This is a genomic window from Bifidobacterium saguini DSM 23967 (assembly GCF_000741715.1).
Classification (GTDB): domain Bacteria; phylum Actinomycetota; class Actinomycetes; order Actinomycetales; family Bifidobacteriaceae; genus Bifidobacterium; species Bifidobacterium saguini.
Genome location: NZ_JGZN01000003.1, coordinates 314,562 through 339,199, shown reverse-complemented (window position 1 = coordinate 339,199; position 24,638 = coordinate 314,562). Strand labels below are relative to the sequence as shown.

At 55.6% G+C, this 24,638-nt stretch carries 20 protein-coding genes, 1 tRNA gene and 1 riboswitch; of the genes, 11 read left to right on the top strand and 10 right to left on the bottom strand.

Going from position 1 to position 24,638, the window contains the following annotated elements; all coding sequences use genetic code 11:
- Positions 1-151: 151 nt before the first annotated feature.
- The gene (locus tag BISA_RS01475; RefSeq protein WP_420308615.1) at positions 152-1,570 is read right to left on the bottom strand and encodes a C1 family peptidase; all 1,419 of its coding nucleotides are present in this window, start codon (positions 1,568-1,570) and stop codon (positions 152-154) included.
- Positions 1,571-1,744: 174 nt separating this feature from the next.
- Positions 1,745-1,852: riboswitch (TPP riboswitch) on the top strand.
- On the opposite strand from BISA_RS01475, the gene thiM reads away from it, so the two are divergent.
- The 11 genes from thiM to BISA_RS01420 all read left to right on the top strand — a co-directional run bounded on the left by thiM (position 1,844) and on the right by BISA_RS01420 (position 15,868).
- Positions 1,844-2,740 carry a hydroxyethylthiazole kinase gene (gene thiM, locus BISA_RS01470; RefSeq protein ID WP_033889735.1) on the top strand — a complete coding sequence of 299 codons (897 nt, stop codon included), beginning with the start codon at positions 1,844-1,846 and terminating at the stop codon, positions 2,738-2,740. Its footprint overlaps the riboswitch before it by 9 nt.
- A 181-nt stretch (positions 2,741-2,921) precedes the next feature.
- Positions 2,922-5,663 (top strand): phosphomethylpyrimidine synthase ThiC, encoded by a 2,742-nt coding sequence (gene thiC, locus BISA_RS01465; protein WP_033889734.1) that lies wholly within the window; start codon positions 2,922-2,924, stop codon positions 5,661-5,663.
- Positions 5,664-5,717: 54 nt separating this feature from the next.
- Complete coding sequence (gene thiD / locus BISA_RS01460) at positions 5,718-6,515, top strand: bifunctional hydroxymethylpyrimidine kinase/phosphomethylpyrimidine kinase (RefSeq protein WP_033889732.1); 798 nt, start codon at positions 5,718-5,720, stop codon at positions 6,513-6,515.
- A 91-nt stretch (positions 6,516-6,606) separates the two neighbouring features.
- Positions 6,607-6,984: a thiamine-binding protein gene (locus tag BISA_RS01455; protein ID WP_033889730.1), complete on the top strand. Its 378-nt coding sequence runs from the start codon at positions 6,607-6,609 to the stop codon at positions 6,982-6,984.
- A 297-nt stretch (positions 6,985-7,281) separates the two neighbouring features.
- Positions 7,282-8,655 (top strand): MFS transporter, encoded by a 1,374-nt coding sequence (locus tag BISA_RS01450; protein WP_033889729.1) that lies wholly within the window; start codon positions 7,282-7,284, stop codon positions 8,653-8,655.
- A 150-nt stretch (positions 8,656-8,805) separates the two neighbouring features.
- The gene (locus BISA_RS01445; RefSeq protein WP_051917265.1) at positions 8,806-9,279 is read left to right on the top strand and encodes a hypothetical protein; all 474 of its coding nucleotides are present in this window, start codon (positions 8,806-8,808) and stop codon (positions 9,277-9,279) included.
- 9 nt (positions 9,280-9,288) lie between these two features.
- Positions 9,289-10,659, top strand: a complete 1,371-nt coding sequence (locus BISA_RS01440) for a serpin family protein (RefSeq protein WP_051917264.1) — start codon at positions 9,289-9,291, stop codon at positions 10,657-10,659.
- Positions 10,660-10,679: 20 nt separating this feature from the next.
- Positions 10,680-11,723: a LacI family DNA-binding transcriptional regulator gene (locus tag BISA_RS01435; RefSeq protein WP_033889728.1), complete on the top strand. Its 1,044-nt coding sequence runs from the start codon at positions 10,680-10,682 to the stop codon at positions 11,721-11,723.
- 328 nt (positions 11,724-12,051) lie between these two features.
- Positions 12,052-13,614 (top strand): glycoside hydrolase family 32 protein, encoded by a 1,563-nt coding sequence (locus BISA_RS01430; RefSeq protein ID WP_033889727.1) that lies wholly within the window; start codon positions 12,052-12,054, stop codon positions 13,612-13,614.
- A 278-nt stretch (positions 13,615-13,892) separates the two neighbouring features.
- Positions 13,893-14,948, top strand: a complete 1,056-nt coding sequence (locus tag BISA_RS01425) for an ABC transporter substrate-binding protein (RefSeq protein ID WP_033889726.1) — start codon at positions 13,893-13,895, stop codon at positions 14,946-14,948.
- 143 nt (positions 14,949-15,091) lie between these two features.
- A complete protein-coding gene (locus BISA_RS01420; RefSeq protein WP_033889725.1) occupies positions 15,092-15,868 on the top strand; it encodes an ABC transporter permease in 777 nt (258 codons plus the stop codon).
- 302 nt (positions 15,869-16,170) lie between these two features.
- On the opposite strand, the gene BISA_RS01415 is transcribed toward BISA_RS01420, so the two are convergent.
- From BISA_RS01415 to BISA_RS01380, 9 genes are all read right to left on the bottom strand, one after another.
- Positions 16,171-16,962 (bottom strand): isoprenyl transferase, encoded by a 792-nt coding sequence (locus BISA_RS01415; RefSeq protein ID WP_033889724.1) that lies wholly within the window; start codon positions 16,960-16,962, stop codon positions 16,171-16,173.
- 2 nt (positions 16,963-16,964) lie between these two features.
- Complete coding sequence (gene recO / locus BISA_RS01410) at positions 16,965-17,684, bottom strand: DNA repair protein RecO (RefSeq protein WP_033889723.1); 720 nt, start codon at positions 17,682-17,684, stop codon at positions 16,965-16,967.
- A gap of 90 nt (positions 17,685-17,774) precedes the next feature.
- Positions 17,775-19,487, bottom strand: coding sequence for an alpha/beta hydrolase family protein (locus tag BISA_RS01405; RefSeq protein ID WP_033889722.1), 1,713 nt, complete (start codon positions 19,485-19,487; stop codon positions 17,775-17,777).
- 143 nt (positions 19,488-19,630) lie between these two features.
- A complete protein-coding gene (gene ispG / locus BISA_RS01400) occupies positions 19,631-20,833 on the bottom strand; it encodes a flavodoxin-dependent (E)-4-hydroxy-3-methylbut-2-enyl-diphosphate synthase (RefSeq protein ID WP_033889721.1) in 1,203 nt (400 codons plus the stop codon).
- Positions 20,834-20,905: 72 nt separating this feature from the next.
- Positions 20,906-22,093, bottom strand: coding sequence for a 1-deoxy-D-xylulose-5-phosphate reductoisomerase (gene dxr, locus BISA_RS01395; protein ID WP_033889720.1), 1,188 nt, complete (start codon positions 22,091-22,093; stop codon positions 20,906-20,908).
- Positions 22,090-23,712 (bottom strand): DivIVA domain-containing protein, encoded by a 1,623-nt coding sequence (locus BISA_RS01390; RefSeq protein WP_033889719.1) that lies wholly within the window; start codon positions 23,710-23,712, stop codon positions 22,090-22,092. The genes dxr and BISA_RS01390 overlap by 4 nt, the downstream gene beginning before the upstream one ends.
- A gap of 87 nt (positions 23,713-23,799) precedes the next feature.
- The gene (locus BISA_RS12750) at positions 23,800-23,955 is read right to left on the bottom strand and encodes a hypothetical protein (RefSeq protein WP_156099581.1); all 156 of its coding nucleotides are present in this window, start codon (positions 23,953-23,955) and stop codon (positions 23,800-23,802) included.
- Positions 23,946-24,022, bottom strand: a tRNA-Val gene (locus BISA_RS01385). Before BISA_RS01385 ends, BISA_RS12750 begins: the two co-directional genes overlap by 10 nt.
- A 102-nt stretch (positions 24,023-24,124) precedes the next feature.
- Positions 24,125-24,550 (bottom strand): DUF3052 domain-containing protein, encoded by a 426-nt coding sequence (locus BISA_RS01380; protein ID WP_033889718.1) that lies wholly within the window; start codon positions 24,548-24,550, stop codon positions 24,125-24,127.
- Between the last annotated feature and the right edge of the window lie 88 nt (positions 24,551-24,638).

Below are 24,638 nucleotides of genomic sequence, written 5' to 3'. Positions count from 1 at the left end.
TTATGTGATTGAAGCGCTTTAATGTCAATGCGCAACACGCCGGGAACAAGTCAATATCCACCCGTAACGAGAAAAGGCCTGGTCGCGTACGTCAACGACATACCGACCAAGCCTTGTTACGAAAAATACCGGCGATTAAATCAACGAATCATCAACGGCAAGGGCGCGTGAGCGGCTCCCACGGTTCGAGTTCGACGGGTTCGGATTGCGCAATGGCCAGCGTCGCCTCGTCGAGCATGTCCTTGCGGATGATGAGTTCAGTGACGAACTGGTCGAACCAGGCGTCGGAAGCCACATAGTAGCCATCCTTGCCGTTGTCCTTACCCCAGCTGTTTTCAATCTTCCAACGGTTAGGCTTGCCGTTCTCGTCCAGATTCACACCAGTGAGCGTCATCGCATGATTGCTCGGACGGTCGCCGTACTCAAGGCCATCAGCCTTATCGAAGGTGAATTCAGTACCGAACAGCTGATCCACTCGCACAGTACCGCGATCGAACACGCCTTCACCACGCAGCGCGAATTGCATGCAATCGCAGGCGAACCAAATCGGGTGGCCAGCTGCGATCTGGTCAACGGCGGCCTTCTTGAACACGTCCAGCGGCACGTTGACGAATTCCATATCACCGGCTTCAATCACATTCGCGGTGTAACGGATACGGTAGCGCTTGCCAAATGGAGTGCGAGCCATCGGAGCATTAGAGATGGTGACGAAATCGTTCACATCCACCGGTACGTACTTCTTGTAGAACTCGAGCGGCGTGATACCGGTTTCGCGAATCTGTTTGCGTTCATCCTTGCCGGACTCGCTCTTGGCCTGCTCAGATTTGCTGCCCTTATTATCATCCTTGTCGTCATCGTCATCCTTGACTCGCGCCAAGAAGTCGAACGTTGCCGGCGGCTCGCCCAATGCGATGGCGCAGATGCGGTACACCGTGGCCATGTCCTCACGCTTCATCTCGCGCAGCGCTTCTGTCGATTCGCCGGAAGCATGGCGGCGGCGCAGTTCGGCGGCGAACTCACGCAGCTTGGTGTTGAGGTACTGCTTGAAGGCATCCGAGTCACGCGAATTGGCGGATTCAGGGTAAGCGGACTTCGGCACCAGACCATATTTATTGACCAGCGCGGCGAACATCTGCCACCAGCCGCCGTCATCGGATGGACCATCGTTGATGACCTCGAAGATACGGGAATCAGTGGGCTCGTCCAAGGTTTCCAACACATGCTCAAGATACGTGTTGGACTTTTCGATGGCGTCCCAGAAGAACAAATAGGTTTCGGAGAATTCGAAATCTTCCAAGTTCCAGCGGTGCATCAGCTCATAACGCAACGTGTTGAGCGATGCGAACATCCAGCAACGGCCTGAGCGTTCCTGATTGGTGATGGAGCCCTGCTTGAGTTCGATGGAAAAGTCACGGGGCAGATTGCGCAGACCTTGGTAATCGGTGGCTGCGGCAAGCACACCAGTGGAGACGGCAGCATTGGCGGCCACAAGATTGGCACGGTCAGCATTGAATACACGCGAGTATTCCTGAAGTTGATTGATATCAACAGCAGACTGATTAGTCATCATTCCTCCCGAAATTCTAGGGATTCCAAGCAAACGAACCTCATCCTACACGCGTGTCACAGCAAGAGCCCGCATAAATACCACGCGGAGCAGCGACGCGCCAGAGCAATCACATAAAAATCAACGATTCTGTTCGGATTTGTAAAGAAATTGTCCGCATGAGCGCATAGCGTCAGCACTGTAATGCAGGGGAACCCGCGTCAACGGCGGGTTGAGAATGGCATAACGCCTAACCCTTAGAACCTGTTGGTTAAGACCATCGTAGGGAGCAGTGATATGAGCGATGATTCGCACGTACATTGTGGTACACAAACATCTCGATCAAATGATTTGGCAGAACTACGTGAAGCCATAGCGCAGGCGGTGCGAGACGTAAAAGCCAAAACACCTCTGGCACAATCGTTCACGAATTTCGTCACCATCAATCTTGTGGCCAATGCACAGCTAGCCGCAGGCGGCACCGCAGCCATGAGTTTCCTGCCGGATGATGTGATTGAAACCGCGAAAATCGCCGGCGCAAACTATATCAATGTGGGTACGCTACTGCCGTTCTATAAGGACGCGTTGCCAACTATCGCACAACGACTCAACTATCTCGGCAAGCCTTGGGTATTGGATCCCGTAGCCGCTGGCATCGGCAAAACCCGCACCGCAATTTTGCAATCGTTCAAGGCTGCTCCCCCAACGGTGATTCGCGCCAATGCTTCTGAAGTCATCGCACTAGCCAATATGTGGGGATTGCTGGACGCGGATAAGACGAGCCGCCCGGCAGGCGTGGAGTCCGTGGATGAAGTGGACGCTGCAATCGAGCCGGCGAAGCTGTTGGCTCAGTTCCTCGCCGCTTCGGCACCGCAGCATAAGGCCACAGTGGCCGTATCCGGCAAAGTCGACTTGGTGACCGATGGCGAACATGTCTATCGACTGCCCGGTGGCAGCGCGATGATGGCCAAAATCACTGGTGCAGGCTGCTCGCTGGGCGGTGTGACCGCCACCTACCTCGCCGTTGCCGAACCGCTGATTGCGGCACTTGCCGCTTCCCTGCTGTATGACCGTGCGGCTGAAGTAGCCGAAGCCGAAGCTAAAGGACCCGGTTCGTTCCAGGTGGCGTTCCTTGACGCACTGTGGAATGTGACCGCTGAGCAGGTGGCCAGCAGCGAAATTCTGGCGCAGTAATTCTCTCTCGAAATGGCTTCCCCAGTCGATATGCAGCTTTGGCTCCCCTCAGTCGGCTCAGCCGGCAGCTCCCCCACTGAGGGGAGCCAACGAAGAGAAAAATCAGATAGACATATATACCTTTTCTGACACTATCCAAATCACACACAGACTTCCTCAATATCAATCAAAAGGAACAATAATGAGCAACGAATATCCGTACGCATCCATGCGCGACTCGTTCGACCTTTCCGCATACTTTGTGGTGGGCCCCGACGATTGCAAAGGCCGACCGTTGACCGACATTGTCGATCAGGCATTGCGCGGTGGCGCCACGTTCATCCAATTACGCGCCAAGAAGGCCGACGCCTCCGAGCTGACCGCAATGGCTCAGGACATCGCACAAATCATCGAAGACAACAACAAGTCCGATTCCGTGGCGTTTGTAATCGATGATCGCGCCGATGTGGTGTGGCAGGCTCGCCGCAAGGGCATCAAGGTGGACGGCGTGCACATCGGCCAGACCGATATGGAACCACGCGAAGCCCGCGCTCTGCTCGGCGATGATGCCATTGTTGGCCTTTCCGCAGAGACCGAAAGCCTAGTCAAGCTCATCAACGAGCTACCTGACGGCTGCATCGATTACATTGGCGCCGGCCCGCTGCATGTTTCCACCACCAAACCGGAGGCTTCCGTGGGCGGCAACGACGGTTCCGGCAAGACCCTTGACGCCCAGCAAATTAACACCATTTGCGCTGCTTGTGAGTTCCCAGTGGTGGTTGGCGGCGGTGTGACCGTTAAGGATATGGCCATGCTCGCCGGCACCAAGGCCGCAGGCTGGTTCGTGGTGTCTGCCATCGCCGGTGCCGATGATCCGGAAGCCACCACCAAGGCTATGGTTGAGGCATGGAAGGCCGTACGCGGCGACGCCAAGCATGGTTACGCCCCGCGCATTGTGACTCATACTCCGGCCGCTGATACTCAGGCCGCTCAGGAGGGTACTGCAGCTGCCGGCTCCGAAGCCACCGAGAAGAAGTTCACGAACGCCAAGCAGGCCAAGGACGCACAGAAGCTCGCCAAGCAGCAGCGTGTGGATATTGCCGCCCGCGGCTCCAAGCAGCGCGATAAGGCGCACATCCGCAAGACCAAGTCGGTGCATTTCGAAAACCAGTTCGGCGCTTACGATCTTGAGGTGCCGTACACCGAAATCAAGCTTTCCGATACTCCCGGCGTCGGCCCGAACCCGCCGTTCATCGACTACAACACTGAAGGTCCCAAGTGCGACCCGAAGGAAGGCCTGAAGCCGCTGCGCCTCGACTGGATTCGTGACCGCGGAGACATTGAGGAGTATGAGGGCCGCCGCCGCAATCTCGGCGATGACGGCAAGCGCGCCATCAAGCGCGGCCGTGCCACCAAGGAATGGCGTGGCCGCAAGCACCAGCCGATGCGCGCCAAGGACCATCCTGTGACACAGATGTGGTATGCCCGCCACGGCATCATCACCCCAGAAATGAAGTATGTCGCTGAGCGAGAGAACTGTGATGTGGAGCTTGTGCGCTCCGAGCTGGCTGCCGGACGCGCAGTGATGCCGTGCAACATCAACCATCCGGAAGCAGAGCCGATGATCATCGGATCCGCCTTCCTGACCAAGCTCAACGCCAACATGGGTAACTCCGCCGTGACCTCTTCCATCGATGAGGAAGTGGAGAAGCTCACTTGGGCTACCAAGTGGGGTGCCGACACGGTGATGGATCTTTCCACCGGCAACGACATTCACACCACCCGCGAATGGATTCTACGCAACTCCCCTGTGCCGATTGGCACTGTGCCGATGTATCAGGCACTGGAGAAGGTGGAGGATGACGCTTCCAAGCTCAGCTGGGAGCTGTTCCGCGACACCGTAATCGAGCAGTGCGAGCAGGGCGTGGACTACATGACCATTCACGCCGGCGTACTGCTGCGCTTCGTGCCGCTGACCGCCAACCGTGTGACCGGCATCGTCTCCCGTGGCGGTTCCATTATGGCCGAATGGTGTTTGCAGCATCATCAGGAAAGCTTCCTGTACACCCACTTCGATGAACTGTGCGATATCTTCGCCAAGTACGATGTGGCATTCTCCCTGGGCGATGGTCTGCGTCCAGGCTCGCTTGCCGATGCCAACGACGCCGCACAGCTCGCCGAACTGATGACCTTGGGCGAACTGACCCAGCGCGCTTGGGCCAAGGATGTTCAGGTGATGATCGAAGGCCCGGGCCATATTCCATTCGACACCGTGCGTATGAACATCGAAATGGAGAAGGCCATCTGCAAGGATGCCCCGTTCTATACGCTTGGACCGCTGACCACCGATACTGCCCCCGGTTACGATCACATCACCTCCGCCATCGGCGGCGTGGAGATCGCCCGCTACGGCACCGCCATGCTGTGCTACGTGACGCCGAAGGAACACCTCGGCCTGCCAAATAAGGATGATGTGAAGCAAGGCGTGATCGCTTACAAGATCGCGTGCCATGCCGCGGATATCGCCAAGCATCATCCGCATGCGCAGGATCGCGATCTGGCCATCTCGAAGGCTCGTTTCGAATTCCGTTGGCTTGACCAGTTCAACCTCTCCTACGATCCGGATACGGCCATCGCATTCCATGACGAGACGCTGCCCGCCGAGCCGGCTAAGATGGCGCACTTCTGCTCGATGTGCGGCCCGAAGTTCTGCTCGATGGCCATCTCTCAGAACATCCGTAAGCAGTTCGGCGGCGCTGCAGCCCAGGAACAGCTGGTGCAGGATACGCTTGCCGGCAAGATTCCGTCTGCTCAGGAGGCTCGTGGCGCATTTGCCACAAGCGCTGCGTCGAGCACCAATGCGGATGATATTGCCGCTGGCATGGCTGAGATGAGCCGCAAGTTCCAGGAGGGCGGCTCAAAGCTGTACCAGAAGGCACAGTAACGTACAGCCACCTCGCTACGCTCGGTACGTGTTACGAGTTTTAAAGGAGAAATTATGAGCACCACTTTGCCAGCAGTACTTGCGATTTCAGGTTCGGATTCGTCCGGCGGCGCCGGTATGCAGGCTGATCTGAAAACCATGCTGGCATGTGGTGTGTTCGGCATGAGCGCCATCACCGCACTCACCGCCCAGAACACCACCGGCGTGCGTTCCATTCAGGACACGAAGCCGGATATTCTGGCCGATGAGATCGACATGGTATTCGAGGATATTCCGCCTGTCGCCGTGAAAATCGGCATGGTCTCCTCCGCGGATATCATCAACGTCATCGCTGACCGTCTGACAGCCCATCACGCCACCAACATTGTGCTCGACCCAGTGATGGTGGCCACTTCGGGTGCCAAGCTCATCAGCGATGACGCTATTGCAGCGCTGACCGGCCGACTGTTCGGCATGGCCACCGTGGTAACACCGAACATCCCGGAGGCCGAAGCCCTGACCGACACCCTGATTCATGATCAGGAGGATATGGAGACTGCAGCTCGTCGTATCAGCGAACAGTACGGTTGCGCGGCTCTGGTCAAGGGCGGTCATGGTACTGAAGACGCCAACGACGTGCTCGCTGAGCTTGATGGCACGGTGACTTGGTTCGATGGCGTGCGTATTAATAATCCGAACACTCACGGTACTGGCTGCACGTTGAGCTCTGCCATCGCCTCGTATCTGGCTCTAGGCGATACGCTGCCTAAGGCCATTAAGCACGCGAAGAAGTATCTGACCGGCGCATTGAAGGCCCAGCTGGATCTGGGCCACGGTTCCGGCCCGATGGACCACTTCTGGAAGTACCGTTAGCCCTTCTCCCGTCTACAGTCGAGAACTACCCCTCAGTCGCCTATGGCGACAGCTCCCCTGCAAGGGAGCCAGATATGAGGAAAGGACAACTATGGCCGTTGACCGCAATGCCGTGAAGCAGGAAGTACCCATCGACCCCGAAACCGGCAAACCGTACCTAAACACCGTCGCAGCGATTCAGGTTTCCGCTGCTGGCGTGGGTTCCGAAGTTTCCCCTTATGTGTCTCAGGCCGTTGAGGTGATTCGCGAATCCGGTTTGCCGCAAGAAACCAACGCATTGTTCACCAATGTGGAGGGTAATCTCGACGATGTGCTCAAGGTGGCCGGCGAAGCAGCCAAGAAGCTTGCCGAGCAGGGTTACCGCACGTCTCTGGTGCTGCACATGGATATTCGCCCCGGTTTCACTGGTCAGCTGACTGAAAAGCCGAAATTGGTGGATGAAATTCTAGCCAAGAAGCATCAGCAGTAATACATGCATGATGATTGTCTCGGGGTGTCTCATAGTGAGACACCCCGTTTCATATCCGTTCACAATGTGACCCGCGCCGGGAGCCTCAGAAAAACACTCCTATAGTTCTTTTCTGACGTACGTGAGCCAGCTCACAATGTTGGCTCGGTAGGTGAATTCAAGACGTAGGCTTGAAATCGTTGTCTATCCCACACAATGGGAAGGCAAACGAAGTCGAACCCGCGCTATGAGTTCGTTGCACGGCAATAGACCGTTGAGCGGTTGCCTTGCAACAAGATGTAAGAAGAGGCGCTCACTATGACTGCTGCTGAACAGCAGATTTCCCATGATTCTGCAGTGAATACTGCCAAGGCTCGCACTGCTGAGAATCACGCGCAGGTAGAAGAAATTGTTTCGCGCATGGATCGTGCGCATGAGACCCCGATGTTCTATCGCATCGTCGCTCTGGTGGCGGCCGGCATGCTGATGGACAGCATCGATGTGTATATCGGCAGTGCTGTGGCTTCCAGTGCACTGTCCACCCACTGGTCCACTGTGGCTCAGAATTCCACGTTCATGTCCGCAGGCTTCCTGGGCCTGTTGGTCGGCTCGCTGCTGGCTGGATTCGTCGGTGATCTGAAAGGTCGCCGCGTAGCCTACCAAATCAACCTGCTGCTGTTCGGCGGCTTTACCTTCCTTGGCGCATTCGCTCCGAATATGGCCATTCTTTCCCTCTGCCGACTCGGTGCAGGCCTCGGCCTTGGTGCTGAAATCGTCACCGGTTTCGCTATGGTTAATGAGTTCGCTCCGATGAACCGCCGTGGCCATTGGTGCGCTATCGTTTCACTCGTTGCCAACTGCGGCGTGCCGATTGCTATGCTGCTGTGCGCATTCATTATTCCTCGTTGGAGCTGGCGTCCGCTATTCGTCGGTATCGGTCTTATTGCCGCTGTGATTTGGTGGCTGCGTCGTGATATCCCGGAGTCTCCGCGTTGGCTTGCTGTGCACGGCCGTTATAACGAGGCTGATGCCATCGTCAAGCAGCTTGAAGCCAACGGTTCTGAGCCTGCTGAAGCTGCTGCCAAGTCTGCTGCTGAATCCACTCGCAACGCCGGTGGCCGTTCGCTTGGCATCTGCCTGCTCGTGGCCATCGTGGCCGTGAGCGCCACCAACGTGTGCTCCTACGCCTTCACTTCCTGGGTGCCGACCATCCTGGTCAAGCGCGGCATCAACCTCTCCTCCTCGCTGACCACCTCCACAATGATGATGCTTGGCGCTCCGGTGGGCTGCCTCATCGGCTCCCTGCTTATCGACCGCATCGGCCGCAAGCGCACTATCGTGCCGGCGTTCCTCTTCACTGGTGTGTTCGGTATGCTCTACGCGTTCCAGACTTCTACCGTCGGCGCCATTGTTGTGGGCTTCCTGCTCATGATGTGCCTCTATGTGCTGATGGCTTCCGTGGTGGCCGTGTACGCTCCTGAACTGTTCGCGACCAAGGTGCGTTTCCGCTGCGTGGGTGTTGCCAACGCCATCGCCAAGCTGCTCAACGTGTTGATGCCTATGGTGGTGGGCTGGATGCTGATGAACCTCGGTGCCACATCCATCTTCGTGTCCATCAGCGTGATCGCCATCGCTTCGATGCTTATCGTCGGCATCTTCGGTGTGGAAACAGCTCGCCGTTCGGTGAACTGATAGTCAGTCTGATAGGTCATTCCAACGGGCTTGTCGGCAACCATTCGTGTTGCAGACAAGCCCGTTTTATTATGGAACTGTCAGCATGCATGCCGTTTTATTATGGAACTGTCAGCATGCATGCCGTTTTCAATGGAGAGGAGACATGCCATGACATCGCAAACACTTTCATCATCTCGTTCCACACGTCTCGATGCACGCGCCATTGGCTGCATTGCCGCCGTTGCCATCGTCTACGGCCTGTTGCTGATATCGATTCTCATGGGCGGTGAAGCCAAAATGGGCGGCGCATTGCTTATCAACTTTGCTATTCCACCGGTGTTGTTGATAACCAATGCTGTATACGCGTCTCGCGCTACGGCACTCGCTCATCCACTGCGAGCGCTGCTCTTTCCTCTACTGTGTTCGGCGGTTGCATTACCACTGCTCTTTGCACTGATTACTCCTTATGATGGCGAATGCTCGGCGGAATCTGTCTGCACGAATATGGGTACGTGGTATATCAATTGGTCCACGATGGATCAGGTGTGGTATTTCCTGCTGGTATTCGCAGTCGCAGCATTTGCGGGATTCGGCGTGGTTCTTTTCGTTCGTTGGATTATCACACGAGTCCGGCACACCTAAGGATCAGCGATGGAAAGCCATAGTACCGACCTCCACCACACGCTGCTGCGCAAGCGTAAGCACAAGGTTCGTATCGCCATCATTATGGTGGTCGTGCTTATCGCTTGCGCATGCGGTGGCGTGTGGTGGACTGTTGGCGATGGCCGATTCTTTACTGTGCAGCTGTTTAAACCAGCAGCCAAATCCGCCACACAGTCGGTGACTACCAGCTCCTCTGATTTCGCCTATCACTCTGCTTCGCTTTTTCTACAGATGGAGTCAGCTCAGAATAAGCAGGGCAATGTGAACTACTCCCCTGCCTTGATGTGGATGGCGCTGGCGATGGCCGCCCAAGGAGCGGATGGTACAACTCGATCACAGTTGGATAAAGCATTGGGTACCAAGTCGCTGAGTACTGAGGATTATCAATCGCTGTTGAGTTCCATCAATGGCCACTACAGTAGCTCGAAATCTCAGATGAGCACAGCAAATTCATTGTGGGTCGATAATCAGTACACGCTGAATAAGGATTTCAAATCAGTTGTTGAAAATGCTTTTGATGCGGATGTGCAGTCGCTGCCGTTCAATGATGCCGCAGCACAACGCATGAGTCAATGGATTGATCAACATACTCAAGGTTCCTTAAAACCACGGATCACATTGGAGGGGAACGAAGTCATCTCCATCATCAATATCGTGGTTGCGGATGGGCGCTGGCAGGATTCGTTTAAACCTGAATTCACTGATGAACAGACTTTCCACGGCACGAACGGCGATAATGATGTGCCGATGATGAATCAGTCATTCGATGGCATGGTTTGGGCACATGATTCCAACAGCACATGGCAGCGCATTTCCATACCGTTCGATAATGGTGGCGCACTGACTGTGCTGCTGCCCGCAGCCGGTAGTTTCGACGATATTATTCAAGACACCACGAAGCTGCGCTGGGCATTGAGCACTTGCTTGGGAGCTTCATACCAGTATGGGTGTATGACCGATGCTCCTGAGGGCTGGGGCGTGGCCGCCGAATCGGCTTTGGTGAGAGTCGCTTTGCCGCGTTTCACCATCGATAGCTCGTTTGCTTCCGATGATTCAATCCAAGCTTTGAAAACATTGGGTATCACCGATGCGTTTGATGCTGGCACTGCTGATTTGAGTAAGATGACGGATGCCGCTCCTGCCGGCGAATTGTTCATCGGTTCGATGATCCAAGGCACTCGTATTGCAGTGAACGAACATGGGGCAAAGGCTTCGGCGTTCACCAAAGTGGGGGCTGAAGCCGGAAGCGCACCAGTACAACAGCAGGTTGTGGAATTCACCGTGAATCGGCCATTCCTGTATATGCTGACTACGCCGGATGACGTGCCGCTCTTTATCGGAGCAGTGCGCAACCTGTAGTAGGTGTATCGTTTGACCTTATGGTTACGATGAAGGAGATTGCAAAGCAGGCAGGTGTGTCTGTCTCGACCGTGTCGCTGGTGTTGAATAATCGCGACGAGGGACGTGTGCGGGATACCGTCGCCAATCAGGTGCGGGCCATCGCATCACAGCTCGGATATAAATCCAATCCCCTAGCGAGTTCACTGCGTACTGGACGGACACATATTCTCGGATTCATTAGCGAAGACGTAGCCACTACGCCATATGCGGGCGGCATGATTCTAGGCGCGCAACGAGCGGCTCAACAGCTGGGCTACATGCTGATTGTGGTGAGTACCGAAGGCCCCAAAAACGAGGCTGAGGAAATCGAAGCTTTGAAACGCTACGGCACTGATGGTTTTCTGTACGCCAAGATGTCGAACCGTATGGCCACGATGCCTGAAGCCCTCAAAGACACCCCACTGGTATTGGTGGATGCCACTGATGAGGCAGGCATGACCCCAAGCGTCGAACCGGACGAATTCCGTATTGGTTATGACGCCACACAGCGACTTATCAATGCCGGATGCCAACGCATTGCCTATGTGGGCGCTGAAGATCCCATCATCGCCGAACAAGGCCGTATGGCAGGATATCGTGCCGCACTTGCCGAAGCAGACATGGCTTTCGACGGGCATCTCGTGGCACACGTCGGTAATAATGAGCCGGCCTTGGCAGCAGTCAATGCACTGTTCGACACCGCACAACCGGACGGATTCTTCTGCTTCAACGATGCTCGCGCCTGGTACGTGTATGAGTGCGCGGCACGACGTGGACTGACAATAGGCCATGATATTTCCGTAATAGGCGTGGATAATCATCGCGTATTCGCGGACACGCTTGTTCCACAGCTCACCACTGTGGAACTGCCTCACTTTGAAATGGGGTATTGGGCCGCATCCAAACTGGTGTCCATTATCGAGGAAAGTTCCTTGGCGGACATGGAATGGCCCGATACCACAGCTCCCCTGCCGCCAATCAAATCCCCGATTCCGGCAGCGATTCATTGCACGTTGATCGAAAAGGGATCTGTGCGCCACTAGTGCGCCCAGTCGATGCAATCATCGGACATTTTCGCTTCTTCTACCCGTCTCCTGTTTCAAAATCCTTTGTAAGTTCGCGCAATAACGAGCGCTGCGCAAACTAACAAAGGATTTTGACGGTGAAAATGTTTGTATGTTCACGACACCTTCGTAATTGCGCGAACTTACAAAGCAAATTGAGCGATATCAATAGCAAATACTGAGATGAGATGACACGCCATATTCGTCAATCGATTGACGTAAATCGATTGACGACCCATAATATTTCTTGAAATCAACCGCAACCGGACGCAACGATGCAACAGCTCCAGTCAAACAAAGGATTGTTATGACCGATTTCACACCGAAGACCCCGCAACTCCACCCGATTCTCGACCATAAGGCTGAGCTAGCCAAGGCCGAAGCCGGTCTTGCCGCATTAGAACCTAAGCGCAACAATCGTTGGTACCCGAAGTACCACATTGCTTCCAATGCCGGCTGGATTAACGATCCGAATGGCTTGTGCTATTACAAGGGCCGCTGGCATGTCTTCTATCAGTTGCATCCTTACAGCTCCCATTGGGGTCCGATGCATTGGGGCCATGTTTCCTCTACGGACATGATTCACTGGAAGCGCGAACCGATTATGTTCGCTCCTTCGCTGGAAGAAGATAAGCACGGCGTATTCTCCGGCTCCGCAGCCATTGGCGACGACGGCGAGCTCCGCTTCTACTACACCGGCCACCGCTGGCGCAATCCCGCTGATCGTACCGACGATTGGCAGGTGCAGCTGCTCGCCACCCCGGATAACGATGAACTGACCTCTGCCACTAAGCAAGGCATGATCATCGACAGCCCCACCGATAAAGTCTGGCATCACTTCCGCGATCCGAAGGTGTGGAAGACCGGCGAAACCTGGTACATGACTTTCGGCGTCTCCTCAGCCGAAAAGCGCGGCCAGATGTGGCTGTTCACCTCCGAAGACATGGTGAGCTGGAAGTATGAGCGCGTGCTGTTCGAGCATCCGGATCCGAACGTGTTCATGCTTGAATGCCCTGACTTCTTCCCGTTGAAGGACAAGGACGGCAATGAGAAGTGGGTTATCGGCTTCTCTGCTATGGGTTCCAAGCCGAATGGTTTCGCAAACCGCAATGAAAGCAATGCCGGTTACATGATCGGCACTTGGGAGCCGGGTGGCGAATTCAAGCCGGAAACCGAATTCCGCCCGTGGGATTGCGGCCATAATTACTATGCGCCGCAGTCGTTCAACGCTGGCGGTGAGGATGGCCGCCAAATCGTCTACGGATGGATGGCACCGTTCATGGATCCTGCCCCAATGATGGATGATGGCTGGTGCGGTCAACTGACTTTGCCGCGTGAAATCACCTTGGGCGCTGATGGCGACGTGATCACCGCTCCGGTGGCTGAGATGGAAGAGTCGCGCGAAGACACCTTCGACCACGGTTCCATTACGCTGGACGGCGATGGCGAGAAGATCATCTCCGACGATGCCGAAGCCGTGGAAATCGAACTGAGCATTGACCTGAAGCACACCACCGCCGAACGCGGTGGCCTGAAGGTTCACGCCACTGATGATGGTGCGTACTTGTATGTGGCATACGATGATCAGCTTGGCCGTGTGGTGGTGGACCGTCAGACCCTCAAGTATGGCGATCGCGGTTACCGTACCGCGCCACTGACTGAAGCAGAACTTGCCGCCGATACGCTTGATCTGCGTGTGTTCGTGGATCGTGGCTCCGTGGAAGTGTATGTGAACGGTGGCCACCAGGTGCTGAGCGAATATTCGTTCGCCTCCGATGGCCCACGCGCTATCAAGCTCACCGCCGAATCCGGCTCTCTCGCAGTCAGCTCGTTGAAGCTGCATCATCTGAAATCTATTGGCTTGGAGTAAGATCTTGCCCATGCTGTTCCCGCTGGCTCCGGCCAGCGGGATTTTTTTGTATTTCAATACGCCTTCCAAGCATGCGGCTATACTGAAGGGCGTTCGCGCGGTTGGTGGCAGCAGCCGTGCCCACATCAGTTGAATAACACTCCTCTGGCGCGTTATTGACACGCCAAGTCATTAGGGGTGTATGGTTTGATGTCTCGCGCGGGCTCCTCACCTTCCCACGCATGGGGCATCAGGCCGAAAGCGCGTAAGGCGCAGAAAGCAAGGTGAAAGAGAAGATGATGAATATCAAGAAGGGCCTGACCACGTTCGCGGCCGCAGCCGGAGCGATTGCCCTGTCCCTGACTATGGCTGCATGCGGCAGCACCAACTCTGCTGATTCCAGCAACTCCAGCACGCCTACCGTGTCATTCATGCTGGATTGGACGCCGAACACCAACCACATTGGCCTGTACGTGGCCCAGAAGCTCGGCTACTACAAGGATGCCGGAGTCAACGTAAAGATTCTTCCGACCGCTCAGGCTGGTGCGGAAACCAGCGTTGAAAACGGCGTGGCCAACGTGGGCTTCACCACGCTGAGCAATGTGGCTGCCTTCAACTCCCAGGGTGCCAAGCTGAAGTTCGTCTTCGACCTGACTCAGAAGCCGGTGGCTCGTTGGTGCGCTTTGGCTTCCCGTACCGATATCAAGACCCCGAAGGACCTTTCTGGTAAGACCTTCGTGAGCTTTGGCTCGGCCGAGCAGACCGCTGTGGTGCAGCAGATGATTAAGTACGCCGGTGGCACTGGCGAAATCAAGACCGCCACCGCTGGCACCAACACCTTCGAGACGCTGACTTCCGGCAAGGGTGATTTCGGCGGCTTCTATGTGACTTGGGAGGGCGTGGAAAGCGAACTCAATGGCCCGGCACTGAACTGCTTTGTGGCTTCCGACTGGGGTGTTCCTGGCAATCCGGATCAGCTTGGCTTCGCCGTCAATGACTCTTGGGTCAAGGATTCCAAGAACGCCGATGCCCTGAAGAAGTTCATTTCCGCTACCAAGAAGGGTTACGACTACGCTCTGGCCAACCCGGACAAGGCTGCGGACATTCTGGTGGCTCAGGCCAAGGAAGCTCAGCTGGATTCCAAGCTGACCCGCACTTCTATGGAAGAAATCGCCAAGAACGGTTACTGGACCACTGATGACGCCAAGAATCTGCCCGGTACCGTGAACTTCGATGATGCCCAGCCGTATTTGGACTTCCAGTACAAGGCTGGCACCTACAAGGACAAGGATGGCAAGAACCCGGCCGAAGCTCCGCAGGCCAAGGAACTCGCCACCAACGATTACGTGGCCTGAGCCTCTTTCTCACTCCCCTCATAGAGGGGAGCCAAAGGAATAACGGCTCACTTCATGAGTCGGTTCCTTTCCCAAACGAGGCACAAGAGGATGTAATGGCTCCCCTCAGAATGAGGGGAGCCAATCTATCAGTAAAGACTCTTATGAAGCAATTGAAATCTTGGCTTGCGCGTATCGCGCCACCGGCAATCACCATTGGCGGATTACTGGTGATTTGGGAGATTGCAGTTCAAGCCGGGCATATTTCCGAACGCGTGCTCGCCTCCCCCACGCAAATTGTGGCCTCAATGGTTGATACATGGCCTGATTTGATGACAGCCGCCACCATCACCACTTACGAGGGACTCACCGGTTTTAGCATCGCCATTATTGCCGGCATACTCATTGGCATTGGCCTATATGTGTCCAAAACCATGTATCGCGCGTTCTACCCTCTTCTGGCGGCAGCGCAGACGATTCCGCTGATTACCGTGGCACCCCTGTTTATGATCTGGTTCGGCTTCGAACCATTAGGCAAAATCGTTATTGTGGCCGTTTTCGGTGTGTTTCCCATCGCCGTGCAAACCGCACGCGGCTTGAACGCCGTGCCGGGATTCTACGAGGATGTGGCGCTGACATGCGGCGCAACCCGTATATGGACGCTTTTCCACGTCAAACTGCGTGTGGCCGCACGCCAGATTTTCGGCGGCGTTCGCATTTCCGCCGCTTACATTTTCGGCACTGCAGCCACCGCGGAATACTTGGGTGCCATGAACGGCTTGGGTATCTGGTTGCAAGCCGCCTTCAACTCGTTCCGCACGCCGCTGATCTTCTCCGCCACAGTGGTGGTCATCGCCGAAACCGCAATCCTCCTAGGACTTATCTCCCTGGTCGAATGGATTACCCTCGGCAACGGCAAAGACGAAGACCTCGATCAGTAGTGGACTGCGCCCACAGGAATCCATCGTATTGCGAAGAGGCGGTTGGTGGGATGTGCGTTGTTCGACTGTAAGCAGCGTAGGCGTGTGCTAAGCTCAGCGAGCACGCGCCGAAGCGAGGCCAAACGGCCTTGAGTGTGTCGAACAACGCACATCCCACCAGCCGACGTAAATACAACTATCCGCACTTATATTCACTTGGCATTGCCCAGCATTTTTTGACTGCCTTCGGCAGACTCAGCATTACCTCACTGGGCGCTATCACGCCCAGCTCGGCGGCGTGAGTGAACAGTCCACTGGACTGTTCACTTTTTCACGCCGCCAAATCGACGATCACGATGGATGTAGTCGTCGATGGCACGCCAGAGGACTTCACGTCCGCAGTCCGGGAACAATTCCGGCACGAAATCGAGTTCGGCGTAAGCAGCCTCCCAGGGCAGGAAGTTCGAGGTGCGCTGTTCGCCGGAGGTGCGAATCACCAGATCGCAATCAGGAATATCTGGGTTGTACAGGTGGTCGGCAATCATCTTTTCGGTTACACGATCGCCGGAAATCTTGCCGTCACGCACTTCGCGCGCAATCGCAGCACAAGCATCGGCAATCTCCGCACGGCCACCATAGTTGATGCAGAACACCACATCGATAACCTTATTATTCTTCGTGCGTTCCATAGCGGATTCCAGCTCGTCAATCACGGACTTCCACAGTTTCGGGCGGCGACCGGACCAGCGTACGCGCACGCCCCACTCATCCATCTGCTCCACACGGCGGTGAATGATCTCACGGGAGAAGCCCATCAGGAATCGCACTTCCTGAGGAGAACGCTTCCAGTTTTCCGTGGAGAACGTGTACAGACTCAGATAGCGCACACCCGCCTCAATGGCACCGGCGATAGTGTCGAACACCACTGGCTCGGCAGCCTGATGGCCGTTGGTGCGAATCATGCCACGCTGCTTGGCCCAACGGCCATTGCCGTCCATGATCACGCCCACATGGCGGGGCACTTTGTTTTTCGGAAAATCGGGGATACGGGAGGGGTCGCTGAACGGGGCAGCGGGAATGTCCAATGACGTGTAATCTACGTTCTCAAAAGCCATACTCATGAATCTATCAAGCGCAGCGAACGAATGGGCCGTTCGAGGTAATACTCCGCCCAATCTTCAACCAACTCTTCAGTAATGCGTTGCAACGGAGCCTCGTCCAACACAGTCCAGTCGCCTTGAATCAGGGCTTGGAGCTCTTGCGCTGCACGCGGTGGAACGCGCCGAGCATCAGTGGTGTGATCAGCTTCGCACATCACACCACCTGAGGCAATGGAAAGATATGCTCCCCCAGGGCGCCCACAAACCACGCAAGCGCCGAGTCGCGGCGTCCAGCCAGCCAAGGACATGGCGCGCATCACATACGAACCGCTGATGGCACGCGGCGCATGAGCATGCTTGGCCAACGCATTCAATGCACCAATCAACAGTCGATACTGTGCCGGCACGCATTCATGTTCGGTGTTGGCAAGCTTATCAATGGTTTCCACGATAACGTTCGCAGCCTCATACGCATTGAAGTCAACGGCAATTGATGCACCATACGCAGCTATGGATTCCGCTTGGGAAACGGTATCCAACGTACGGCCTTCGGCTATAAGCAAATCAGCACGCATAAACGGCTCCAGACGAGCGCCGAACCGTGATTTTGTGCGTCGCACGCCTTTGGCTACCGCTCGAATTTTGCCGTGGTTGCGAGTCAAGATGGTGATAATACGATCGGCTTCGCCGAGTTTAGCGGTACGTAATACCACGCCCTCGTCTCGGTACAGTGCCATATCATTTACTCCTCAATCATCATCGCAGCGCCTATATGAGCGATGCGAACGGCGGATCACCGCCATCATTTATCATTGCCGCTCGCTGTGTCAGTAGATGAACAGTCCCCAGAACGCGAAGAACAGTAATACGTAAAGCATGGTGAAGGTGAGCAACCAGAACAGGACGCGGCCGAAGCGAGTGGAGGCTAGCACCGGTTCCTGGCCGGTAATGATGTTCTTGACCGCGTCCTTACGCGGCGGCCACTGAATCAGACCACGCTGCCATGCCACCTCAATCAGGCGCATGAATACGCGAGACCATGCCCATACCACTACGATGGATACCACTTGGATAACCGGCCAGCTCCAATACATTACACCCGGTGTTTCCGTGGGTGCGCCGCCCCAAGCGAGCTTGACCACGCCCATAACCACCTGTCCAAGTCCTGCAATGAAGATGAGCAATGCAGCCATTGTGGATAGGGTCAAAGTCAATAGTGCGTTGCCGAATCCATGTGCGAATCCCAGGGTCACCGGCTTTGGGGGAATACGCTCCCCAAGTTTTATGGCTTGATGCTTGCGTCGACGCCACCGAGCATCAGCCACTAGTTTGCGCCCTAATGCAATCAGAGACATCACAGCAGAAGCAAGCAATAGCAGCAGCATCGTAGCGTGAAGAATCACACCGTAGATGGTTCCGGTTCTGCGTGCTTTCAATGCTCTCGGCAGTCCGATGGACTGATATAGATTGGTGCCACCCACACGTTCACTGGTTTGGGCGAGACCTGCAGTGGTTCCGACCGACCAATCGATTAGATCATCAACATACGCATCAGCGAATGGAGTGCCTTCTTCGGATTCATCCCCCAAGCGCAGCACATGGTTGGCTACCGGATAGCTGCGAACTGTCACATTCCAGTTACCGGCCTTATGCGCGTTATACAAAATTGCGCGCACGCCTTCCACTTGCGCGGTCATCACATCCTTGGAACCGTAGGCCACATAGGTGGGTACGGCATAGGCACGAGGTACCAGTGTGTGAATATCGAAATTCGTCAGTCCGAACAGGCCCGCGTCAACACTGAACAGGCGCTGCACAATGGATTGATATCCATCATTGGCTCCCACCAGTGTGAAATCCTGAGTCACGAAGAACCCCAATGATTGCCTTGGGCTAAACACCATTGGGCTTAAGAGAATCTGGAATGCGATGTCCCGATCTTCCTGCAAGAGGTATGAGGAAATCCACGTCGATTCCGAGGTGGCGTAAATACCAACTTGTTTGGCATTCACATTGTCTAGCCCGCGCAAATATTCAATGACACGATCGTAGGCTTTGGCGGAAGCCGGGTAATCTCGGCTGATATCCGTAGTATTCCAAACCGGTTTATCAAGCACAGCTGTTACGAAACCAGCTGACGCAAGATCGGAGGCCACATCGCCGAAGGAATTGTCGCAAGTGCCATATCCTGCACCATGCATGAACACCATTGCCGGACGTTTGCCAGAAACTCCCTGTGGCTCGCGAATCAATACTTTGATGGCCTGCACACCATTGGCATTGGCCGTATTGCGTGTACCTTGTTCCTGGCTGAGCGAGCCGTCGCGAGCAATGTTCAATGTTATGTATCGCTCGGAAACATCATAACTGCCTTTTGATGGCAGCTGTTCCCCGGTTGTGTTGTCGAAGGTTACTGAAGTATCGCTGGTTAGCGTGGCCATTGACTGGCCTGTGGGCTCAATATTCCAAGGAACAGTAGTAAGATTGGAAATTGATACCAGTATGCCGATCAGCATGATGAAAATAGGCAGACTCACCATCAGCCGGTGGCCACGGGTCCACGGTTGAGGAGAATGCTGCTGTTGCTGATTTGACACGCGAATTATTGTATCCTCTGCACCACCTGAGGTTCCGTGTTCGCTGCGGGCAAGGAGTCTAAAGAGAACACGGAACCTTTGACGTATCAGTGGCCAGGATGCTGGATGGGCACGACTACCGGACCGGTAGCGTTGGCGGGCACCTGACCGTCTGCTTCCATCTGGGCGGCAATATCATTGGCGATGGTGAGCAGGGTTTCCACAATCTGATCTTCGGGCACGGTCTTAATGACCTTGCCCTTGATGAAAATCTGCCCCTTGCCGTTACCGGATGCCACGCCAAGATCGGCTTCGCGAGCCTCACCAGGACCGTTGACGATGCACCCCATGACGGCCACGCGAATAGGAGCGGTGATATCTTTGAGGCCTTCGGTTACCGCGGAGGCCAGTTGAATCACATCCACCTGGGCGCGACCGCAGCTCGGGCAGGAGATGATATCGAACTTGCGTGGGCGCAATCCCATGTATTCAAGCAGCTTGCAGCCTACTTTGACCTCTTCAACAGGCGGTGCCGAGAGGGATACACGAATCGTGTCGCCAATGCCTTCGGCGAGCAATGCGCCGAATGCAAGGCACGATTTGATGGTGCCCTGCCATGCCGGGCCCGCTTCGGTGACACCAAGGTGCAGCGGCCAATCACCCTTGGAGGCAAGCAGTCGGTACGTCTGCACCATCGTGATCACATCGTGGTGCTTGACGGAAATCTTGAAATCATGGAAGCCAACGTCCTCGAACATGTGGGCTTCCTTCAGCGCGGAGGCAACCAACGCTTCAGGAGTCGGACCACCATACTTGGCGTACAGTTCCTTATCCAGCGAGCCAGCGTTCACGCCGATGCGCAGTGAGATGCCGGCATCGGTTGCCGCCTTGCAGATGGAGGGACCGACCTCATCGAATTTGCGAATGTTGCCCGGGTTCACGCGAACGGCAGCGCAACCGGCATCAATGGCCTGGAATACGTACTTCGACTGGAAGTGGATGTCCGCAATCACTGGAATCGGCGACTTACGGCAGATCTCCGGCAAGGCGTCGGCATCATCCTGGCTCGGCACCGCTACGCGCACAATATCACAACCGGCTGCAGTGAGCTCAGCGATCTGTTGCAGTGTTGCCGGAACGTTCGCAGTCAACGTATTGGTCATCGACTGTACGGAGATGGGAGCTCCCCCACCCACCGGCACAGGCCCCACCATGATACGGCGGGACTTACGACGAGGATGCAGCGGGGATTCGCTGGTGAGTTCAATCGGATCGCCGGTTTTGCGGAACGGCTTGTCTACAGGATTCAAGCTTGTGCCTTTCTACCCCTCAGTCTCACTTTGCGAGCCAGCTCCTCTATTGAGGAAAGCTGAGAAGTTGCATTACTTGTTTATCAGCTCATCCGCAAAACGACGTGCTTCGAGCTCCAGTTGGTTCATTTCCTCCACGTTGGCGAACAATGGATTACTGCGAAGTTCAGCATCCATCTCGTCAAGTACTGCCTTGACCGTATCCACAATGCCTAAATACGGTAAACGATGGTCGAGGAAAGCGTGCACGGCCTGCTCGTTGGCGGCATTCAACACAGCCGTATGCTTTTCGGATGCAGCAAGGCAATGGCGAGCCAATTGAACGGCTGGGAATGCTTCATTATCCAATGGTTCAAAGGTCCAAGTCGCAGCTTGAGTCCAATCGCAGGCGGCAGCCACATTATTCATGCGGTCAGGAGCGGAAAGTCCCAAGGCAATCGGCAAGCGCATATCCGGTGGAGAAGCCTGTCCGATAGTGGCACCATCCACGAACTCAACGAGGGAATGCACAATGGACTGCGGGTGCACGGTCACGTCAATGCGTTCCGGAGGAATATCGAACAGGCGTGAAGCCTCGATAACCTCCAAGCCCTTGTTCATCAGCGTTGAAGAGTTGATGGTCACCACCGGTCCCATGTTCCACGTTGGGTGGTGCAATGCCTGTTCCGGAGTGATATGCTCCATATCAGCACGCTTCCAACCTCGGAACGGGCCACCGGATGCCGTGACAATCAGCTTGGCGACTTCCGCATGAGTGCCGGACCGCAAGGACTGCCAGATGGCTGAATGCTCAGAATCAACCGGGTTGATCTGTTTGGCACGCACCTGCGAGTCAAACAGCAGATGACCGCCGGCAACCACCGATTCCTTATTGGCCAGAGCCAACTGGGAGCCTGCCTGAAGCGCTGCGATTGAAGGTTCCAAACCGATTGAACCGGTGATGCCGTTGAGCACCACATCAGCGCCTGACCCGGCAAGAGCAATAACCGATTCAGGGCCACCACTGACCTTGGTCTGCTTGGCTCCAGCCTGAGTCAGGGCCTCTTCAAGGTCTTTGACCTTGGAAGCGTCGAACACCGCTACCTGCGGGACATGAAATGCCGCGGCCTGCTGGGCAAGAAGCTCAATATGAGAGCCTCCTGCGGCCAGTCCGGTAACAGTGAACCGCTCAGGATGACGCTGAATGACGTCAAGTCCTTGGGTGCCGATGGATCCTGTGGATCCTAAAATTACTACGCTGCGATTAGAGACTTCGCTCACTGTTCCTTCTTTGTGTCGTCATCGTTGAGCGTGGGGAATGAAAGATCCGGAATGGAGATGCCGAAATCGCTATCGAATGAAGGCATCATCGGGAAAACCGTATCCGGAATCGACTCCTTGTCGCTCGACTTATCGGCATCACCGGTAGTCGGGTCAGCTGGCTTGGCTTCCGGTTGCACCTGCGTAGGTGCATCTTGAGTTACAGCCGAAGAAGTGGAAGCGGTGGCATCAGCGTGTGTATGAACAGGCTGTGCTGACGGAGCGAAGGAAGCCGGCATGTCGGTGTTATGCACCGGTGCAGGGGTTTCGTGCAAGCGAAGCGCACTCGGCGTGTCCAAGCTCGGCATCTTCGGAGCGAATGAAGACGTTCCCACAGCCGGCATTTCCTGGGAGATTTCAGCCATATGAGCCAGTGCTGCAAGAGAAGAGTTATTATCTGCGGCATTGGTATAGGTAGCATCTGGCGCTACGGCCGGAGCCGGCTGCGATGTAGCCGTGTTAGCCGGCTTTGACGCCGATGCAGCCGTCGTGACAGGGGCTGCGGCGGCAGGTGCAGTAACAGGAATAGTCGGCTCAGCCGCTGTGGGAACCGGGCGGCCTGCAGGTTGGAATGATGGCAGCGGCTCGACGGTCTTCGGCGCGGGAGCCTTAGCTGCAGGCTGCGATTCGCTGACCGAAGCAGCAGGAGCAACCGATGGCGCGGAAGGCGTATATGCCACGGGAGCGGGGCTCGTAACAGGAGCGCTGGGCGTCGTCATAATCGGAGCAGTGGCGGAGGCCGGAGCCGGGAACAAGTTCTGTTCGGCCTTACGCAACGCGTCGAACGATTCGCCTGCGGCCACAGCAGCTGCGGTAGGCGCTACAGTGGTTGCAGCACGCTGGGCATCAGCGGAAATCAACGGAGAGACTGAACTGTCCGGCTGAGTTGCGGCAATTGCCGCAGTCGTTTCCTGCTTGGTAGCAGAGGAATCATCGGTGTCATAATCGCTGACGCGAGCGAATGATTCCAACCGGCTGAGCAACTGGACGCATACATTCAGGAAGTAATCAACCTGACGCTCGTCATAACCCTTCTTGCCCTTGCGCTGGGTGAAAATGACATTATTGACGGAAGCGGCGTTCAGATCGGCCAGTCCACGCACATCCTCCTGCGTGACGCCGTCCACGCCGAGCGCAGCGGCTGCCTTATCCACCACCTGATCGGCGATGCGATCCACTTGCTTCCTGTCATACGACGGATGCTTCGGCTCGCCCGGCTTGAAACGTTGACGCGGGGCACGCTCCACATGAGATGCGATTTCCTGATACAGCTTTTCGGTCTGAGCCTTCCAAGCCACACGACCTTGTTGAGCGATTTCCCAAGCGGTCTGCTTATCCACGACTGCACGTTCGAGACGGTTCAGCGTGGCATCAACCTGACTGATTACATAACCGTCTTTGGCCAAATCAAACGAAACGGACTGAATATCCTGCTGAGTGAGGTGGATGCCCTCGCTTTCGTACAAGGCGTGGGCACGCTCCAAAAACGCATCCACTTGCGCGGTATCGTATCCCAACTTGCGCTTACCGGCACGCGCGATTCCGGCCTTGCCGTCCCCTTCACGAAGTTCCTTCGCCATCGGCTGATCAACCTCCTGCTGGATAAAACACTCTGTTCACCACTCTACGTGAGTGTTACGACTCAGTAGTTCTTACATTCCGTAATTTCACAGTTTGTTGCGCTTCAGATGAACATGACCGCGCCAAAAAACAGCGTGCAACAGACCGAGCACCCTTACCGACTGCACATAATGAACAAGCCGCTCGGCTTTACTGGCGTAAAGCAGAACGGCTTGTTCCCCATCTTCTTCAATGGTGGGCAATGAGGGACTCGAACCCCCGACATCCACCGTGTAAAGGTGGCGCTCTAACCAACTGAGCTAATTGCCCGCGGGTGTCTACAATAGCGCATAACCAGCACAGTCTGTCAACTTGTTACGTTTGGGCGTGCCGCATGCCCTATCGCAGAAACCGATTGGATAAGAATTCCTATCAGCGGCCCTTGCCGAAAGCACGCAAACGAATACCGTTCCAATCCTTGCTGACGGTCAGCGGAGTGGCGGCGTTCATGCCTGCGGTTTGTGCTGCGGATTGCACGGTAGAGGAGCTGGCCGCACCGGGGCGTCCCGGCTTTGGAGTCAACACCCACAACGGAGCGTCGTCATCCAGCACTCCACATGCGTCAACAATGGTGTCGGACAGCTCGTCTTCATCGTCGCCGTCTCGCCACCACAGAATGACACCGTCCACAGCGGAGTTGTAGTCCTCGTCTACGAGATCCTCGCCCGTGAGCTCCTCGATTTTGGCGCGGATAGAGTCATCCACGTCATCGTCCCAGAGCCACTCCTGGACGATATCTCCAGGTTCAAACCCAAATTCTTCAGCGTTCTGTGATGCCGTTTGATTCACAGAGGCCACATTAGCAAGTCTTGGCGAACAATCACGTTAACTTTCATAAAAAATCTCGCTGTTTGACCATCATCATGATGCATCGTCGATGGTTTTG

Coding starts and splice junctions, on each gene's coding strand:
- thiM (WP_033889735.1), top strand. CDS start 1,844: ATGAGCGATGATTCGCACGTACATTGTGGTACACAAACATCTCGATCA.
- thiC (WP_033889734.1), top strand. CDS start 2,922: ATGAGCAACGAATATCCGTACGCATCCATGCGCGACTCGTTCGACCTT.
- BISA_RS01445 (WP_051917265.1), top strand. CDS start 8,806: ATGACATCGCAAACACTTTCATCATCTCGTTCCACACGTCTCGATGCA.
- BISA_RS01420 (WP_033889725.1), top strand. CDS start 15,092: ATGAAGCAATTGAAATCTTGGCTTGCGCGTATCGCGCCACCGGCAATC.
- BISA_RS01415 (WP_033889724.1), bottom strand. CDS start 16,962: ATGGCTTTTGAGAACGTAGATTACACGTCATTGGACATTCCCGCTGCC.
- BISA_RS01430 (WP_033889727.1), top strand. CDS start 12,052: ATGACCGATTTCACACCGAAGACCCCGCAACTCCACCCGATTCTCGAC.
- thiD (WP_033889732.1), top strand. CDS start 5,718: ATGAGCACCACTTTGCCAGCAGTACTTGCGATTTCAGGTTCGGATTCG.
- BISA_RS01455 (WP_033889730.1), top strand. CDS start 6,607: ATGGCCGTTGACCGCAATGCCGTGAAGCAGGAAGTACCCATCGACCCC.
- BISA_RS01405 (WP_033889722.1), bottom strand. CDS start 19,487: ATGGTGAGTCTGCCTATTTTCATCATGCTGATCGGCATACTGGTATCA.
- BISA_RS01475 (WP_420308615.1), bottom strand. CDS start 1,570: ATGATGACTAATCAGTCTGCTGTTGATATCAATCAACTTCAGGAATAC.
- BISA_RS01390 (WP_033889719.1), bottom strand. CDS start 23,712: ATGGCGAAGGAACTTCGTGAAGGGGACGGCAAGGCCGGAATCGCGCGT.
- BISA_RS01450 (WP_033889729.1), top strand. CDS start 7,282: ATGACTGCTGCTGAACAGCAGATTTCCCATGATTCTGCAGTGAATACT.
- BISA_RS01440 (WP_051917264.1), top strand. CDS start 9,289: ATGGAAAGCCATAGTACCGACCTCCACCACACGCTGCTGCGCAAGCGT.
- recO (WP_033889723.1), bottom strand. CDS start 17,684: ATGGCACTGTACCGAGACGAGGGCGTGGTATTACGTACCGCTAAACTC.
- BISA_RS01435 (WP_033889728.1), top strand. CDS start 10,680: ATGGTTACGATGAAGGAGATTGCAAAGCAGGCAGGTGTGTCTGTCTCG.
- BISA_RS01425 (WP_033889726.1), top strand. CDS start 13,893: ATGAATATCAAGAAGGGCCTGACCACGTTCGCGGCCGCAGCCGGAGCG.